The sequence below is a fragment of the Burkholderia sp. L-4 genome, from assembly GCF_056856535.1.
In genome coordinates, this window is the sequence record NZ_JBXEOX010000001.1 from 154,294 (window position 1) to 170,091 (window position 15,798).

A 15,798-nucleotide genomic window follows, 5' to 3' on the forward strand; every position below is an offset into this window, starting at 1 on the left:
CCGTTGCAACCCGCGCGGCCGGCGTTTCCGTCAGCGAAATGTCAGCCGCGATCTTTGCCGAATTTCGATAACACGTCGTTTAATGACTCTCTAGCATCGATTCTCAGTCGCGCGGGCCGGCAAGGCCCGGCGCCCTTGAGGAGAATGTCCGATGAAAGCAGAGTCGAATGGCCGGCCCGCCGCCGGCGCCAAGTCCGGCCAGCCCGCGCTGCAGCAGACGCTCGGGACCTGGCAACTGTGGGGCATCGCGGTCGGCCTCGTGATTTCCGGCGAATACTTCGGCTGGAGCTATGGCTGGGCGAGCGCCGGCACGCTGGGCTTCGTCATCACCGCACTGTTCGTCGCGGCGATGTACACGACCTTCATCTTCAGTTTCACCGAGCTGACGACGTCGATCCCGCATGCCGGCGGCCCGTTCGCCTATGCGCGCCGCGCGTTCGGCCCGACCGGCGGTTATCTCGCCGGCGCCGCGACACTCGTCGAGTTCGTCTTCGCGCCGCCCGCGATCGCGCTCGCGATCGGCGCGTACCTGCACGTGCAGTTCCCCGGCCTCGAGCCGAAGCACGCGGCGATGGGCGCGTATCTCGTGTTCATGGCGCTGAACATCGTCGGCGTGCAGATCGCGGCGACCTTCGAGCTCGTCGTCACGCTGCTCGCGATCTTCGAGCTGCTGGTGTTCATGGGCGTCGTGTCGCCGGGCTTCGCGTGGAGCAACTTCGCGAAGGGCGGCTGGTCGGGCGCCGATCATTTCAGCGTGGGCGCGTTCCACGGGATGTTCGCGGCGATCCCGTTCGCGATCTGGTTCTTCCTCGCGATCGAAGGCGTCGCGATGGCCGCCGAGGAAGCGAAGAACCCGAAGCGCTCGATTCCGATCGCGTACGTCGCCGGGATCCTGACGCTCGTTGCGCTCGCGATCGGCGTGATGGTGTTCGCCGGCGGCGCGGGCGACTGGACCAAGCTCGCGAACATCAACGATCCGCTGCCGCAGGCGATGAAGTACATCGTTGGCGCGAACAGCGGCTGGATGCACATGCTCGTGTGGCTCGGGCTGTTCGGGCTCGTCGCGTCGTTCCACGGGATCATCCTCGGTTATTCGCGCCAGATCTTCGCGCTGGCCCGCGAGGGCTACCTGCCCGAATGGCTCGGCAAGGTCCATCCGCGCTTCAAGACCCCGCATCGCGCGATTCTCGCGGGCGGCGTGGTCGGCATCGCGGCGATCTACAGCGACGAGCTGATCCAGTTCGGCGGGCAGACGCTGACCGCGAACATCGTGACGATGTCGGTATTCGGCGCGATCGTGATGTATATCGTGAGCATGGCGTCGCTGTTCAAGCTGCGCCGCACGCAGCCGAACATGGCGCGGCCGTTCCGCGCGCCGATGTACCCGATCTTCCCGGCGTTCGCGATCCTGGCCGCGCTCGTCTGTCTCGGCACGATGGTGTATTTCAACGGGCTGGTCGCGCTGGTATTCGTCGGCTTCCTCGCGGTCGGCTACGCGTACTTCCTCGCGACGCGTTCGCAGCGGGCGAGTGCGCCGGGCGACGCGCTGCTGGAGGAGTGAGCAGCGTGAAGATGGCAGGCCGTTTCTGACGGCATCCGGCGCGCCCCGTCGAACGGGCGCGCCGTCGGCTTTTGGCAAGGATGGGCAAGGAGGCTCGCAGATGTCCTATACGGAGACGATCGGTCCGCGCACGTACCGCTTCGCGGACCTGAAGACGCTGCTCGCGAAGGCGAGCCCGCTGCGTTCCGGCGACCAGCTCGCCGGCGTCGCGGCGGCGAGCGAGGAGGAGCGCGTGGCCGCGAAGATCGCGCTCGCGGGCGTGCCGCTGAAGGCGTTCCTGAACGAGGCGGTGATTCCGTACGAAGACGACGAGGTCACGCGCCTGATCATCGACGATCACGACGCGCAGGCGTTCGCGGAAATCTCGCACCTCACCGTCGGCGATTTCCGCAACTGGCTGCTGTCGCCCGCGGCCGACGGCGCGGCGCTCGAACGGATCGCGCCGGGCCTCACGCCCGAGATGGTCGCGGCCGTGTCGAAGCTGATGCGCAACCAGGACCTGATCGCGGCCGCGCGCAAGCGCCGCGTCGTCACGCGCTTTCGCAACACGGTCGGGCTGGCCGGCCGGATGTCGGTGCGGCTGCAGCCGAACCACCCGACCGACGACGTGAAGGGCATCGCCGCGTCGATGCTCGACGGGCTGATGTACGGCTGCGGCGACGCGATGATCGGCATCAACCCGGCCACCGACAGCCTCGCGGCGATCGTCAAGCTGCTCGCGATGATCGACGCGTTCCGCGAACGCTACGGCGTGCCGACCCAGTCGTGCGTGCTCACGCACGTGACCAACACGATCGCGGCGATCGAGAAGGGCGCGCCGGTCGATCTCGTGTTCCAGTCGATCGCGGGCACGGAGAAAGCGAACGCGAGCTTCGGCATCTCGCTGGCCCTGCTCGGCGAGGCGCGCGAGGCCGCGTTGTCGCTGAAGCGCGGCACCGTCGGCAACAATCTGATGTATTTCGAGACGGGCCAGGGCAGCGCGCTGTCGGCGAACGCGCACTTCGGCGTCGACCAGCAGACCTGCGAAGTGCGCGCGTATGCGGTCGCGCGCAAGTTCGAGCCGTTCCTCGTGAACACGGTGGTCGGCTTCATCGGCCCCGAATACCTGTACGACGGCAAGCAGATCATCCGCGCGGGGCTCGAGGATCACTTCTGCGGGAAGCTGCTCGGCGTGCCGATGGGTTGCGACATCTGCTACACGAACCACGCGGAAGCCGACCAGGACGACATGGACACGCTGCTGACGCTGCTCGGGGCGGCCGGCATCAACTTCATCATGGGGATCCCGGGCGCGGACGACGTGATGCTGAACTACCAGAGCACGTCGTTCCACGACCAGCTCTACGTGCGCGAGGTGCTCGGGCTGCGCCGCGCGCCGGAATTCGAGGAATGGCTGGAGACGATGGAGATTGCCGACGCGCACGGCGTGCTGCGCACGGCGACGGCACGCGTGCCGCTGCTCGCGGGGGCGAACGACTGGATGGGGGTGTCCGCATGAGCGACGCCGTCGAGAAGAATCCGTGGGCGCAGCTGAAGTCGTTCACGAACGCGCGGATCGCGCTCGGCCGCGCGGGCAACAGCCTGCCGACCGCGCCGCTGCTGGCCTTCAACCTGTCGCATGCGCAGGCGCGCGACGCGGTGCACCAGCCGCTCGATGCGGACGCGCTGCGGCGCGAGATCGAGGCGGCCGGCCTGCTGCCGACGCTCGGCGTGCAGAGCGCCGCGCCGGATCGCGACCATTACCTGCGCCGGCCCGATCTCGGCCGCAAGCTGTCGGACGACAGCCGCGGGTTGCTGGCCGGCTACGGCGCGGCGCTCGACGAGGCGCCGGACGTCGTGTTCGTGGTCGGCGACGGGCTGTCGGCGTTCGCGGCCGCGAAGCAGGCGCTGCCGCTGCTGCAGGCCGTGCGGCCGCGGCTCGACGCGGACGGCTGGCGCGTCGGGCCGGTGGTGGTCGCGAAGCAGGCGCGCGTCGCGCTCGGCGACGAGATCGGCGAGCTGCTGCGCGCGAAGGTCGTCGCGATGCTGATCGGCGAACGGCCGGGGCTCAGCTCGCCGGACAGCCTCGGCGTGTACCTGACGTGGGCGCCGAAAGTCGGCTGCCACGATGCGCTGCGCAACTGCATCTCGAACGTGCGGCCCGAAGGGCTGCCGCATGCGGCAGCCGCGCACAAGCTGCATTACCTGATGACGCATGCGCGCCGCCTCGGGCTCACCGGCGTGGGGCTGAAGGACGACAGCGATGCGCTGCCGCCGCCGGCGGAAGCCGGGCGGATCGGCGCGGCGTGACTACCTGAACAGCCGCTCGCACAGGAAATCGACGAACACGCGCAGCTTCGGCGACAACTGCCGGCTCGACGGCCACACGATCGAGAACTGCCCCGGCGCGATCCGGTAGTCGTCGAGCACGGTGACGAGCGCGCCGTGTTCGAGTGCGTCGCGCGCGAGGAAGTCGGGCATGTAGCCGATGCCGAGCCCCGCGAGCACGGTGCCGCGCAACGCCTCCATGTTGTTGCAGGTCATCGCGGTGCGCAGCTTCAGCGGCGTGCCGTCGTCGGCCGCGAGCGCCCAGTCCTGCAGCTTGCCGGTGGTCGGGAAGCAGTAGCGTATGCAGTCGTGCGCCTCGAGGTCGCGCGGCGTGCGCGGCGTGCCGGCCTGCGCGAGATACGCGGGCGTCGCGCACAGCACGAACGCGAACGGGCCGAGCCGCCGCGACATCAGGCTCGAATCGGACAGCGGGCCGCTGCGGATCACCGCGTCGAACCCGCCCTCGACGACGTCGACCATCCGGTCGTTGAAATCGAGATCGAGCTCGACGTCCGGATAGCGCTGCCGGAATTCCGGCAGTACGGGCAGCAGGAAGCGGTAGCCGATCACCGGCAGGCTCACGCGCAGCCTGCCGCGCGGGCGCTGCGCGGACGCCGTCACGGCCGCTTCCGCATCGCGGAAATCCTCGAGGATCCGCTGGCAGCGTTCGTAGAAGTGTCGTCCCTCGTCGGTGAGCGTGACGCGTCGCGTCGTGCGGTTGAACAGGCGCACGCCGAGCGACTGTTCGAGTTTCGCGATCGTCTTGCCGACCGCCGACGCCGAAATGCCGAGCGCACGGCCGGCCGCGACGAAGCTCAACGCTTCGGCGGTGCGGACGAACGCGACGATGCCGGAGAGGTTTTCCATCGTTCCATCGAATCGAAGGGCGCAAGACGACGCTCGCGCCACAGGAATTGCGGAATTTTAGTCCGTTATATGCGGAGCTTTGCGTAGTTTTTCGCGGATTGAATCGGATTTATCTTCTGTCGCTCTGACGGCGCAGCCGCGCCGGCTTTTCGAGGAGCGATGATGGATCACCCTGTATCGGCCGTTTCGGCCCAGTCGGCGCGCCGGCGCGCATGGGTGCTGGCCGCCGTCTGCATGGCCGCCGTCGCGCTGCCGCTGTCGTTTTCGGGCGGCGCGGTCGCGACGCCGGCCATCGGCCGCGACCTGCACGGCAGCCCGGTCGCGATGAACTGGATCACCAACGCGTTCATGCTCGCGTTCGGCAGCTTCCTGATGGCGTCGGGCGCGCTCGCCGACCAGTTCGGGCGCAAGCGCCTGTTCGCGATCGGCGTCGGCGGCTTCACGCTGATGTCGGTCGCGCTCGCGTTCGCGCCGTCGATGCTCGCGGTCGACCTGCTGCGCGCCGCGCAAGGGCTCGCGGCCGCCGCGGCGCTCGCCGGGGGTACCGCCGCGCTCGCGCAGGAGTTCGACGGCGCGGCGCGCACGCGTGCGTTCAGCCTGCTCGGCACGACCTTCGGCATCGGGCTCGCGTTCGGGCCCGTGCTCGCCGGCGGCCTGATCGGGCACTACGGCTGGCGCGCGATCTTCATGACGAGCGCGGTGGCCGGCGTGTTGTCGCTCGTGTTCGGCCTGCCGCGCATGCACGAGTCGCGCGACCCGCACGCGACGGGGCTCGACTGGCCGGGCACGGCCGCGTTCACGGCCGCGCTGACGCTGTTCACGTTCGGCGTGATCGAGGCGCCCGCGCGCGGCGGGTCGAGCGCGCTCGTGATCGCGCTGCTGGCCGGGGCGGCGCTTGGCGCGGCTGCGTTCGTGACGATCGAGACGCGTGTCGCGCGGCCGATGCTCGACCTGTCGCTGTTTCGCATCGCGCGCTTCGTCGGCGTGCAGGTGCTGCCGGTGTCGACCTGCTGCTGCTACATCGTGCTGCTCGTCGTGCTGCCGCTGCGCTTCATCGGCATCGACGGCTTCAGCGAGATCGACGCCGGCTGGCTGATGCTCGCGATCTCCGCGCCGATGCTGGTCGTGCCGTTCGTCGCGGCGACGCTCACGCGCTGGCTGTCGGCCGGCGTGATCTCGGGGCTCGGGCTCCTCGTCGCGGCGGCCGGGCTCGTGTGGCTGGGCATCGCGTTGCGCGGCGGCGCGGGGCCCGCGGCGATCGCGCCGATGCTCGCGATCGGCGTCGGCGCCGGCATGCCGTGGGGGCTGATGGACGGGCTGTCGGTGAGCGTCGTGCCGAAGGAGCGCGCGGGGATGGCGACGGGCATTTTCAGCACGACGCGGGTGGCCGGCGAGGGGATCGCGCTGGCGATCGTCGGCGCGGTGCTGGCCGCGCTCGCGCGGACCGGGCTGACGCAGGCGGCGGGCGCGGCCGGCACGCCGGACGCGACGCTGCGGGCGGCCGCACGGCTCGCGACCGGCGATCTCGCGGGCGCGGCCGCCGCGTTGCCGGGCGTCGGGCACGCGGCGTTGATCGCGAGCTACGCGCATGCGTTCGACCGGCTGCTGACCGGGCTGGCCGTCGTAACCGTGTTGTGTGCCGCCGTGGTGTTCGCGTTTCTCGGCGGGCGGCCTGCCGTGGCTGAAACGCCTGAAGCGGATGACGGCGCCGGCGCGCCAGTGCGCGGCCGGATCGAACCGGCCTGCGCGGAAACGCACGGACGTTGAGCGTTGCGTCGTCGTCGCGCGTGGCGGTGCGGATGACGGCAAGCCGCGCGCCGGCCTATTCCGTCGCGCGTGGATCACACGCGACGCGTCATGCGAGCACGAGCGGCGGCAGCGCCGCATCGGCCCGCGCCTGTGCCCGTTCCACGTCGACGACCACATAGCGCAATGCATCGGGCCACAGGTGCGCGCGGCTTCCCGCATCCTCGTCGATCGTCGCGCGTCCCTGCACGAGCCAGGTCGTCTGGCGCACGAAATCGACGAACAGCAGCGCGATCGCGGGATTCACGAGCAGGTTGCCGATCGTGTTGAAGAGGTTGTTGCCCGCGAAGTCGGGCAGCACGAGCGTGCGGCGGTCGGGCAGGTGGACGAGCGGCTCGAACGAGCCGTCGCCGCGCGGCTGGCGGCCGCGGTACGAGCAGTCGCCGTTGCCGGTCGCGTCGGCGGTCGCGACGATCAGGAAGGCCTGCTCGCGGATGAACGCGATGGCGTCGTCGGTCAGCGGGCACGGGTCGTTCATGGTGTCGGGCGGCGCGAATGCCGTTGCGTGTCGATCGTCGGGTCGCACGCAAGCGACATGCCACGCGGCGCGGCCCGCATCCGCGTGCAGCGCAGTGCCGCGCACTGTGGAAATTTCGAACACCGGCCGCGCCGCTGCGCAATCGCGGTGTTCAGAATCGGCGCACCGGTCGTGCTTCACGCGTGAACACCGCACGGTGCGCACACGGGCCGGCGGCGATCGACGTGGTCATGTCCTGTTTGGCACGCATGTTGCGTAAACGGATGCAGCGCATTCCAACCGGCGCTGCATCCACACAAAGCACGATGAACAGGAGACATGTATGAACCCGTTTGACCTGAAGCAACTGGGCCTCGACGTCGAATACCCGTACCGTCAGCAGTACGACAACTACATCGGCGGCAAGTGGGTCGCGCCGGTGAAGGGCGAGTATTTCGAGAACGTGTCGCCGATCAACGGCCAGCCGTTCTGCCGCGTGCCGCGCTCGGGCGCCGACGACATCGAACTGGCGCTCGACGCCGCGCACGCCGCGCGCCGCAAGTGGGGCAAGACGTCCGTGGCCGAGCGCGCGAACCTGCTGCTCGCCGCCGCCGACCGGATGGAAAAGAACCTGAAGCTGCTGGCCGTGGCCGAGACGATCGACAACGGCAAGCCGCTGCGCGAGACGATGGCCGCCGACCTGCCGCTCGCGATCGACCACTTCCGCTACTTCGCGGGCTGCATCCGCGCGCAAGAGGGCGGCATCTCCGAGATCGACGACAACACCGTCGCGTACCACTTCCATGAACCGCTCGGCGTGGTCGGCCAGATCATCCCGTGGAACTTCCCGCTGCTGATGGCCGCGTGGAAGCTCGCGCCGGCGCTCGCGGCCGGCTGCTGCGTCGTGATGAAGCCGGCCGAGCAGACGCCCGCGTCGGTGCTGGTGCTGATGGAGCTGATCGGCGACCTGTTCCCGGCCGGCACGATCAACATCGTGAACGGCTTCGGCAAGGAAGCGGGCGAAGCGCTCGCGACCAGCAAGCGGATCGCGAAGATCGCGTTCACGGGCTCGACGCCGGTCGGCAAGCACATCCTGCGTGCCGCGGCCGAGAGCCTGATCCCGTCGACGGTCGAACTGGGCGGCAAGAGCCCGAACATCTTCTTCGCCGACGTGCTCGACCAGGACGACGCGTTCCTCGACAAGGCGCTCGAAGGGCTCGCGATGTTCGCGCTGAACCAGGGCGAAGTGTGCACGTGCCCGTCGCGGATCCTGATCCAGGAATCGATCTACGAACGCTTCATCGAGAAGGCCGTCGCGCGCGTCGAACGCATCAAGGCCGGCCACCCGCTCGACCTGCAGACGATGATCGGCGCGCAGGCGTCGCAGCAGCAGCTCGACAAGATCCTGTCGTACATCGACATCGGCCGCGGCGAAGGCGCGCAATGCCTGACGGGCGGCGAGCGCACGGCGCCGGCCGCGGAACTCGGCACGGGCTACTACGTGAAGCCGACGATGCTGCTCGGCAACAACAAGATGCGCGTGTTCCAGGAAGAGATCTTCGGGCCGGTCGCGTCGGTGATGACGTTCAAGGACGAGCAGGAAGCGATCGAACTCGCGAACGACACGTTCTACGGGCTCGGCGCCGGTGTGTGGACGCGCAACGGCACGCGTGCGTACCGGATGGGCCGCGAGGTCGAGGCCGGCCGCGTGTGGACCAACTGCTATCACCTGTACCCCGCGCATGCGGCGTTCGGCGGCTACAAGCAGTCGGGGATCGGCCGCGAGACGCACAAGATGGCGCTGTCGAACTATCAGCAGACGAAGTGCCTGCTGGTGAGCTATCAGGCCGAGGCGCTCGGGTTCTTCTGATCGCCGACACGGGGGCAAGCGCCGGGACGCACCGGCCGGCAGCGCAACGCCGGCCGGTGCGGTTGCCGGTCTTTCACGGTGACGCGGGCAGCGCATACGGCGCCGGGCGCGCTCGCGCGGCGCGTGGCCCGTTTCGATTTCGACATTCGGCGCCGGCGCTGCATCGTCGCATCCGGCACCGGAGACGACACCGGCGGCCGCCCGTTCGCGGCGGCACGGTGCGCTCACGTGCTTAACAAGAACCAGCATGGCAGAACCGCCCCGATCCTTTCCGCGTCACCCGGTATTTCATCCGGGTGAACTCGACGCGCAGCACCGCTTCGGCGTCGCCGACGAAGCCGAGCGGATGAGCGACGTCGTGACGACGCGCCTGAGCATCGGCGTGCGGCAGTTTGTCGAATCGCAGCCGTTCATGTTCGTCGGCGCAGCGGGCGGCACCGGCGCTGTCGTGACCTGCGACATCGTGCAGAGCCTGCGCGATGCGAACGGCGATCTGCTGCCCGTCGTTCGCGTGATCGACACGAAGACGCTGCGGTTCGCGTTGCCCGCACATGACGGCGGCGGCCGGATCGCGTCGGCCGTGTACGACGGCAGCGGTGTCGGGTTGCTGTTCGTCGATTTCGTGCGCGGGATCCGGTACCGGATCAACGGCCGCGCCACGTTGCGGGCCGATCAGCCCGAAGCGGACGCGGCGCCGTGGGCGGCGGGCAGCACGATCGTCGAGCTGGCGGTCGCGCAGGCGTACGGCAACTGCGGCACGCGGGTCGTGCGGCTGAAGCCGGCCGGCTAGCCGGTGTGCGGGAGCCGGTCGCAGCACGGATGCGCGGTCGCGGCGCATGTTGCACCGCGTATCGCACCGGCGGCGTGCGCGCGGCGCCGCCTTCGGGTGCGCCCGCATGGCGCGTATCGGCCGGGCAGCGTGCAATGGCGGGCGATTCGCAGGGCCATGCGGTTCGGCACGGGACTTGCGTGACAGGCGCGGTTCCGCGCAGGTGAGGGAGGACACGATGGATCAATACGTGGCGTGCAGGGAAGAACCGACCGCCGAAGACACGCGGCGCAATGCGCAGGGCGACGATGCGCTGGCCGGGCAGGCGGTCGTCAGCGTCGCGCACGATGCGGACGAGCAGGCGCGCAACCTGATCGGCTGGCGGCAGACCTACGACCAGCTCGCGGCCGGCCGCTTCGTCGGCACGCTGACCGAGCTGCCGCTCGACACGATGAAGCTGTTTCGCGAATCGACGAGCCACCTGCTGCGTCAGGCGTGCGAAGTGCGCGGCGACGCGTACTGGTTCGGCATTCCGCTCGTGTCCGACGGCACGGCGCGCGTCGATGCGTGCCGCATCGGGCCCGGTGCGCTCGCGTTCCGGCCCGGCAACATCGAATTCGAACTGGTGACGCCCGCGCAGTTCTCGATCTACGGCGTCGTCGTGCGCGGCGACGTGCTGCGCCGCTACGCGCAGGAGGTCGAACGCCGTGCGCTCGACGAGCGGCTGTTCACGCAGTGCGTGATGCAGGTCGGCGATGCGCGGCTCGCGCGCCTGTGCGCGCTGCTCGGCCGCCGCCTCGACGGCGCGGTGGCAATGGCCGGCCCGCTGCCCGATGCGCAGCGCGACGACCTGCAGGCCGACGTGCTGGCCGCGCTGTTCGACGTGTGCGCGCACCCGGCCGACGACGGCAGCGGCGCCGCGCCGTCGACGCGGCGCTGGATCGTCGATCAGGCGCGCGACTACGTGCTCGCGCACCGTACGCGCCCGGTCGGCGTGCCGGAATTGTGCGAGCAGTTGCACGTGAGCCGGCGCACGCTGCAGTACTGCTTCCAGGACGTGCTCGGGATGGCGCCCGCGACCTACCTGCGCACGCTGCGGCTGAACGGCGCGCGGCGCGACCTGTGCGGCCGCGCGGCCGGCTCGGTGCAGGATGTCGCGGAGGCATGGGGCTTCTGGCACCTGAGCCAGTTCGCGACCGATTACCGGCGCCTGTTCGGCAAGCGGCCGTCGGAGACGCTGCGCGATCGCGCGGTGCGGGTCGGCGCGGGGTGACGAAGGCGGCGGGGGGCGACGTTCCGACTCGCTGCCGCGCCCGGGTTCCTTATCCGGTGGCCGCCGCCGCATCGCGCGGTGCGGGCCACGGCAGCCCATCCCAGTCGACGTTCCGGTAAGCGGCTTCGACCGCCGCGAGATCGTCCGGCCGCTCGCTGCGGTGCAGCCCGCGCAATTCGGCCGGCAATTCGAGTTCGACCGGTACGCAATGCGGATAGTCGCGCACGCGCAGCGCCGGCCCGATCGTCGTGAAGCACGCGAGCGTCGGCACGTCGAAACCGTCGGCGAGATGCAAGGCGGCCGTGTCGGGCGCGAACAGCAGGCGGGCGCCCTTGACCCACGAGATGAAGCGCGCGGTGTCGGTGGCGTCGCCGCTCACGTCGACGTAGTCGGGATGCGCGACCGGGCCGAAACCGGCCACCGGCAGCCCGTAGCGCTGCACGAGCCGATCCACGAATGCCGCGCGCAGCGCGGGCGGCACGCTGCGCACGGCGGTGCTCGCGTTCGGGCAGAACAGGACGTACGGCCGCTGCCACGCGGCCGGCAGCGCGGGCAGCGGCAGCCGGGCGAGCCAGCGGTTGCGCTTCGCGGCGGCCGGTACGGCGGCCGGGTCGACGCCGAGCGCATCCAGGAAGAAATCGATCATCGGCAGCCGCGCGAATGCGGGCCAGTACAGGTGATTGCCGACGTCGATGCATGGCGCATCGGCGGGCAGCGCGTCGACCGGGCACGGCAGCGTGCGCGACGGCGCGACGACGTCGGCCGCGAGCGCATACAGCGTGTCGACATAGCGCGGCGCGCGGGCCGGCCGGTACAGCGTGAAACGCAGGCCCGGGTGGGCCGCACGCAGCGCGGCGACGGCCGTCAGCCCGATCACCGAATCGCCGAGCGTGACGCCCATTCCGTTGATCACGTGCACGTGCCGCGCGTCGTCGTAATCGAGCCGGAACGGCCGATGCGCGGCGTGCAGCAGGCCGAGCGCGGGCGCGGCCGGCACGTGGCCGTCGGCACGCAGGTTGCCGGACTCGAGGTCGTACGGCGCGACGAGCGCGCCGTCGGGCGCGAGCAGCGTGCCGGGGCAGGCCAGCGCGTCCTCATGCGACAGCCCGGCGCCGGGCGGCGCGGTGTGCGTGTCCACCGTCACCCGCCGCGCGCCCGGCGGCCTTGCTCGCGGATCTGTTCGAGCGTCGCGGCCGGCGTGCTGGCGTCCTGCGGGATGCGGATCTCGATCACCGCGGGCAACCCGCAGGTCAGCGCGCGCTCGAGCGCGGGCGCGAATTCGGCGGTGCGCTCGACCGTCTCGCCATGCGCGCCGAATGCACGCGCATAGGCGGCGAAATCGGGATTCGTGAGCCCCGTGCCGTGCACGCGGCCCGGATAGTTGCGCTCCTGATGCATGCGGATCGTGCCGAAATGCCCGTTGTTGACGACGATCGCGACGATGTTCAGCCCGTACTGCATCGCGGTCGCGAGTTCGTTGCCGGCCATCATGAAGCAGCCGTCGCCCGCCAGCGCGACGACCGCGCGCGACGGGTACAGCGACTTCGCGGCGAGCGCGGCCGGCAGCCCGTAGCCCATCGCGCCGCTGGTCGGCGCGAGCTGCGAACGGAAGTGCCGGTACGCGAAGTGGCGATGCAGCCAGATCGCATAGTTGCCGGCGCCGTTGGTCAGGATCGCGTCGTGCGGCAGGCGCTCGCGCAACTGCACCATCACGTCGCCGAGCTGGACGTCGCCGGGCATCGGCAGCGGCGCATGCCATTCGCGGTACGCGCGATGGGCGTCGGCGGCCGCGCCGGCCCATGCCGGACGGGCGGGCGGCTCGAGCGCGGCAAGCGGCGCGGCGATCTCGGGCATCCCCGACACGATCGGCAGGTCGGCCGCATACACGCGGCCGAGTTCGTCGGCGCCCTGGTGCACGTGGATCAGCGTCTGGCGCGTTTTCGGGATGTCGAGCAGCGTATAGCCGCCGGTCGTGGCTTCGCCGAGGCGCGGCCCGATCACGAGCAGCAGGTCGGCGTCGCGGATGCGCTTCGCGAGCGCGGGGTTGATCCCGAGGCCGACGTCGCCCGCGTAGTTCGGGTGCGCGTTGTCGATCGTGTCTTGGAAGCGGAACGCGCACGCGACCGGCAGTTGCCAGCGTTCGACGAAGGTGCGCAGGTTCGCGCAGGCGTCGGGCGTCCAGCCGCTGCCGCCGACGATCGCGAACGGCCGCTCCGCGCGCGCGAGCCGCTCGCGCAGCTCGTCGAGCTGCGCGGCCGACGGCGCGGCCGCGACGCGTTTCGCGGCCGGCACGACGGGTTGGGACGCGCACGCTTCGGACAGCACGTCCTCCGGCAGCGCGAGCACGACCGGGCCGGGCCGGCCCGACGTCGCGACGTGAAACGCATGGCTCAGGTATTCGGGGAGGCGGCGCGGGTCGTCGATCTGCGCGACCCATTTCGCCATCTGGCCGAACATCCGGCGGTAGTCGATTTCCTGGAAGGCTTCGCGGTCGAGGTGCTCGCGTGCGCACTGGCCGACGAACAGGATCATCGGTGTCGAATCCTGGAACGCGGTGTGCACGCCGATCGACGCATGGGTCGCGCCGGGCCCGCGCGTGACGAATGCGATGCCGGGACGGCCGGTCAGCTTGCCGACCGCTTCGGCCATGTTCGCTGCGGCCGCCTCGTGACGGCAGACGACCGTCTGGATGCGCGCGGTGTCGTCCGCCAGCGCATCGAGTACGGCGAGGAAGCTTTCGCCCGGCACGCAGAAGACGCGTTCGACGTGATTGGCGAGCAACGCATCGACGAGCAGTCGCGCACCGGTGGTGGCGCGCGGCTCAAGATCCTTGGCATGCGACATGGGCTGCCGTCTCCCTGGGTAGCGGGACGTACAGCTTACGCCCGTTGGCCGGGCGCTGAAAAGTGCCGCGGGCAAGCGGGGTGGCGCTGCTTGACCCTCGCGCTGTACTGGAATCCCAAGGCGCGCGAGGATCGCGCCGCGATCATGGACTATATCGGCTAGGACGATCCGCTGGCCGCGCTCGAACTGGACGAACTGCTGGAGGCGAAGGCAGCGGCGTTGCCGGCGCGCGCGGAACTGTATCGGCGAGGGCGCGTGGCAAGTACGCGCGAACTGGTGATTGCGCCGAACCATGTGCTCGTCTATCGCATTCGACCCACCGAGCACATCGTGGCAATTCTTCGCGTGTTGCATGCGCGACGGCAGTGGCCGTGATGGCGTCATGCGGATACATGGCTTGCATCGAGCCTGTCGCGGTGTGCATGAACCCCGCCCGCGAGCGGAAGAAGATCATCCCGACAAACCGATCGCCGCTCACGCTGTGCCGCTCGACGTCGTGCTCGTGACCCACAACGAGCGGGACTTCGCCGGTTATCCGGGCTTGCGGCTCGAGAACGGGTTGAACGACTGATGCACGCCCGTTAGCGCCCGGCGGCCATGCGGGACATCGTGACCCGCGTGGCCGCCGGAACCCGCATCAGCACTCGACGATGTTCACCGCCAGCCCGCCGCGCGACGTTTCCTTGTACTTCGTCTTCATGTCGGCGCCGGTCTCGCGCATCGTCTTGATCACGGAGTCGAGCGACACGTAGTGCGAGCCGTCGCCGCGCAGCGCCATGCGCGCCGCATTGACGGCCTTCACCGACGCCATCGCGTTGCGCTCGATGCACGGGATCTGCACCATCCCGCCGACCGGGTCGCAGGTGAGGCCGAGGTTGTGTTCCATGCCGATCTCGGCCGCGTTCTCGACCTGCTGCGGCGTGCCGCCGAGCACGGCCGCGAGCGCGCCGGCCGCCATCGAGCACGCGACACCCACTTCGCCCTGGCAGCCGACTTCCGCGCCCGAGATCGACGCGTTGAGCTTGTACAGAATGCCGATCGCGGCGGCCGTCAGCAGGAAGTCGATCACGCCTTGCTCGTTCGCGCCGGGCGTGAAGCGCGTGTAGTAGTGCAGCACGGCCGGGATGATGCCGGCCGCACCGTTGGTCGGCGCGGTGACCACGCGGCCGCCGGCCGCGTTTTCCTCGTTGACCGCGATCGCATACAGGTTGATCCAGTCGATCATCGACAGCGGATCCTGCAGCGCGCGCTCCGGGCTGCCGGTCAGCGTGCGGTACAGTTGCGGCGCGCGGCGCTTGACCTGGAACGGGCCGGGCAGGTTGCCGTCGGCGTCGGGGTTGCCGATCCCGCAGCCGCGCGACACGCACGATTGCATCACGGCCCAGATCTTCAGCAGCCCGTCGCGCGTTTCTTCCTCGGTGTGCCACGCGCGCTCGTTTTCCCACATCAGCTGCGCGATCGACTTGCCGGTCGACGCGGTCAGCGCGAGCAGCTCGGCGCCGGTGCGGAACGGGTGCGTCATCTGCTCGGCCGCGCTTAGCACCTTCGTGTTCGGCGCGCCGGCCGTCACGACGAAGCCGCCGCCGACCGACAGGTAGGTGCGCTCGACCAGTACCGCGCCGTTCGCGTCGCTCGCGCGCAGCTTCATCCCGTTCGGATGCTCGGGCAGCGCCTGGCGGTAGAACGCGATGTTCTCCTTCAGCACGAACGGCACCGGATGCGTGCCGAGCAGCGCGAGTTTCTTCGACTGGCGGACGTCTTCCAGCCGCGCGTCGATCGTGTCGGGATCGACGGTGTCGGGCGCGTCGCCGAGCAGGCCGAGCATCACGCCGCGGTCGGTGCCGTGGCCCTTGCCGGTCGCGCCGAGCGAGCCGTACAGCTCGACCTTCACGTGGGCCGTCGCGTCGAGCAGCCCGTCGCGCTCGAGGCCCTGGACGAACATCAGCGCCGCGCGCATCGGCCCGACCGTGTGCGAACTGGACGGACCGATGCCGATCTTGAAGAGGTCAAACACGCTGACTGCCATTTCGATACCTGCCTTGCT

General features: G+C 69.9%; 12 protein-coding genes and 2 pseudogenes. 9 read left to right on the forward strand and 5 right to left on the reverse strand.

Going from position 1 to position 15,798, the window contains the following annotated elements:
* The first annotated feature begins 151 nt into the window (after nt 1-151).
* The 3 genes from eat to eutC all read left to right on the forward strand — a co-directional run bounded on the left by eat (nt 152) and on the right by eutC (nt 3,850).
* Nucleotides 152-1,561 carry an ethanolamine permease gene (eat, locus tag AC1VVG_RS00715; protein ID WP_034188150.1) on the forward strand — a complete coding sequence of 470 codons (1,410 nt, stop codon included), beginning with the start codon at nt 152-154 and terminating at the stop codon, nt 1,559-1,561.
* 100 nt (nt 1,562-1,661) lie between these two features.
* The gene (locus AC1VVG_RS00720; RefSeq protein WP_034188149.1) at nt 1,662-3,059 is read left to right on the forward strand and encodes an ethanolamine ammonia-lyase subunit EutB; all 1,398 of its coding nucleotides are present in this window, start codon (nt 1,662-1,664) and stop codon (nt 3,057-3,059) included.
* The gene (eutC, locus tag AC1VVG_RS00725; protein ID WP_034188148.1) at nt 3,056-3,850 is read left to right on the forward strand and encodes an ethanolamine ammonia-lyase subunit EutC; all 795 of its coding nucleotides are present in this window, start codon (nt 3,056-3,058) and stop codon (nt 3,848-3,850) included. Before AC1VVG_RS00720 ends, eutC begins: the two co-directional genes overlap by 4 nt.
* Here eutC and AC1VVG_RS00730 read toward each other — a convergent pair whose 3' ends face one another.
* Complete coding sequence (locus AC1VVG_RS00730; protein ID WP_059559446.1) at nt 3,851-4,735, reverse strand: LysR family transcriptional regulator; 885 nt, start codon at nt 4,733-4,735, stop codon at nt 3,851-3,853. It abuts the gene before it with no gap.
* Between the two features lie 162 nt (nt 4,736-4,897).
* Between AC1VVG_RS00730 and AC1VVG_RS00735 the strand changes: the two genes are divergently transcribed.
* Nucleotides 4,898-6,502, forward strand: coding sequence for an MFS transporter (locus AC1VVG_RS00735; RefSeq protein ID WP_124670643.1), 1,605 nt, complete (start codon nt 4,898-4,900; stop codon nt 6,500-6,502).
* Nucleotides 6,503-6,590: 88 nt separating this feature from the next.
* Here AC1VVG_RS00735 and AC1VVG_RS00740 read toward each other — a convergent pair whose 3' ends face one another.
* Complete coding sequence (locus AC1VVG_RS00740; protein WP_482835118.1) at nt 6,591-7,019, reverse strand: pyridoxamine 5'-phosphate oxidase family protein; 429 nt, start codon at nt 7,017-7,019, stop codon at nt 6,591-6,593.
* A 322-nt stretch (nt 7,020-7,341) separates the two neighbouring features.
* On the opposite strand from AC1VVG_RS00740, the gene exaC reads away from it, so the two are divergent.
* From exaC to AC1VVG_RS00755, 3 genes are all read left to right on the forward strand, one after another.
* The gene (gene exaC, locus AC1VVG_RS00745; RefSeq protein WP_034188145.1) at nt 7,342-8,868 is read left to right on the forward strand and encodes an acetaldehyde dehydrogenase ExaC; all 1,527 of its coding nucleotides are present in this window, start codon (nt 7,342-7,344) and stop codon (nt 8,866-8,868) included.
* Nucleotides 8,869-9,115: 247 nt separating this feature from the next.
* On the forward strand, nt 9,116-9,658 hold the full coding sequence (locus tag AC1VVG_RS00750; RefSeq protein WP_482835119.1) for a hypothetical protein: 543 nt from the start codon (nt 9,116-9,118) through the stop codon (nt 9,656-9,658).
* Between the two features lie 217 nt (nt 9,659-9,875).
* Complete coding sequence (locus AC1VVG_RS00755; RefSeq protein ID WP_482835120.1) at nt 9,876-10,910, forward strand: helix-turn-helix domain-containing protein; 1,035 nt, start codon at nt 9,876-9,878, stop codon at nt 10,908-10,910.
* A 49-nt stretch (nt 10,911-10,959) separates the two neighbouring features.
* On the opposite strand, the gene AC1VVG_RS00760 is transcribed toward AC1VVG_RS00755, so the two are convergent.
* Both AC1VVG_RS00760 and AC1VVG_RS00765 read right to left on the reverse strand, forming a co-directional pair.
* The gene (locus AC1VVG_RS00760) at nt 10,960-12,054 is read right to left on the reverse strand and encodes a glycosyltransferase family 9 protein (RefSeq protein WP_175029223.1); all 1,095 of its coding nucleotides are present in this window, start codon (nt 12,052-12,054) and stop codon (nt 10,960-10,962) included.
* Entirely contained in the window at nt 12,051-13,754 is a 1,704-nt protein-coding gene (locus tag AC1VVG_RS00765) for a thiamine pyrophosphate-binding protein (RefSeq protein WP_200087093.1), read from the reverse strand. The genes AC1VVG_RS00760 and AC1VVG_RS00765 overlap by 4 nt, the downstream gene beginning before the upstream one ends.
* Before the next feature lie 90 nt (nt 13,755-13,844).
* Between AC1VVG_RS00765 and AC1VVG_RS00770 the strand changes: the two are divergent.
* Nucleotides 13,845-14,129: pseudogene (locus AC1VVG_RS00770) on the forward strand (type II toxin-antitoxin system RelE/ParE family toxin).
* A gap of 73 nt (nt 14,130-14,202) precedes the next feature.
* Nucleotides 14,203-14,325: pseudogene (locus tag AC1VVG_RS00775) on the forward strand (VapC toxin family PIN domain ribonuclease); the annotation flags it as partial.
* Between the two features lie 66 nt (nt 14,326-14,391).
* On the opposite strand, the gene AC1VVG_RS00780 reads toward AC1VVG_RS00775, so the two are convergent.
* Nucleotides 14,392-15,780 carry an L-serine ammonia-lyase gene (locus AC1VVG_RS00780; RefSeq protein ID WP_034188139.1) on the reverse strand — a complete coding sequence of 463 codons (1,389 nt, stop codon included), beginning with the start codon at nt 15,778-15,780 and terminating at the stop codon, nt 14,392-14,394.
* Between the last annotated feature and the right edge of the window lie 18 nt (nt 15,781-15,798).

Coding starts and splice junctions, on each gene's coding strand:
- AC1VVG_RS00765 (WP_200087093.1), bottom strand. CDS start 13,754: ATGTCGCATGCCAAGGATCTTGAGCCGCGCGCCACCACCGGTGCGCGA.
- exaC (WP_034188145.1), top strand. CDS start 7,342: ATGAACCCGTTTGACCTGAAGCAACTGGGCCTCGACGTCGAATACCCG.
- eutC (WP_034188148.1), top strand. CDS start 3,056: ATGAGCGACGCCGTCGAGAAGAATCCGTGGGCGCAGCTGAAGTCGTTC.
- AC1VVG_RS00780 (WP_034188139.1), bottom strand. CDS start 15,780: ATGGCAGTCAGCGTGTTTGACCTCTTCAAGATCGGCATCGGTCCGTCC.
- eat (WP_034188150.1), top strand. CDS start 152: ATGAAAGCAGAGTCGAATGGCCGGCCCGCCGCCGGCGCCAAGTCCGGC.
- AC1VVG_RS00740 (WP_482835118.1), bottom strand. CDS start 7,019: ATGAACGACCCGTGCCCGCTGACCGACGACGCCATCGCGTTCATCCGC.
- AC1VVG_RS00735 (WP_124670643.1), top strand. CDS start 4,898: ATGGATCACCCTGTATCGGCCGTTTCGGCCCAGTCGGCGCGCCGGCGC.
- AC1VVG_RS00755 (WP_482835120.1), top strand. CDS start 9,876: ATGGATCAATACGTGGCGTGCAGGGAAGAACCGACCGCCGAAGACACG.
- AC1VVG_RS00750 (WP_482835119.1), top strand. CDS start 9,116: ATGGCAGAACCGCCCCGATCCTTTCCGCGTCACCCGGTATTTCATCCG.
- AC1VVG_RS00730 (WP_059559446.1), bottom strand. CDS start 4,735: ATGGAAAACCTCTCCGGCATCGTCGCGTTCGTCCGCACCGCCGAAGCG.
- AC1VVG_RS00720 (WP_034188149.1), top strand. CDS start 1,662: ATGTCCTATACGGAGACGATCGGTCCGCGCACGTACCGCTTCGCGGAC.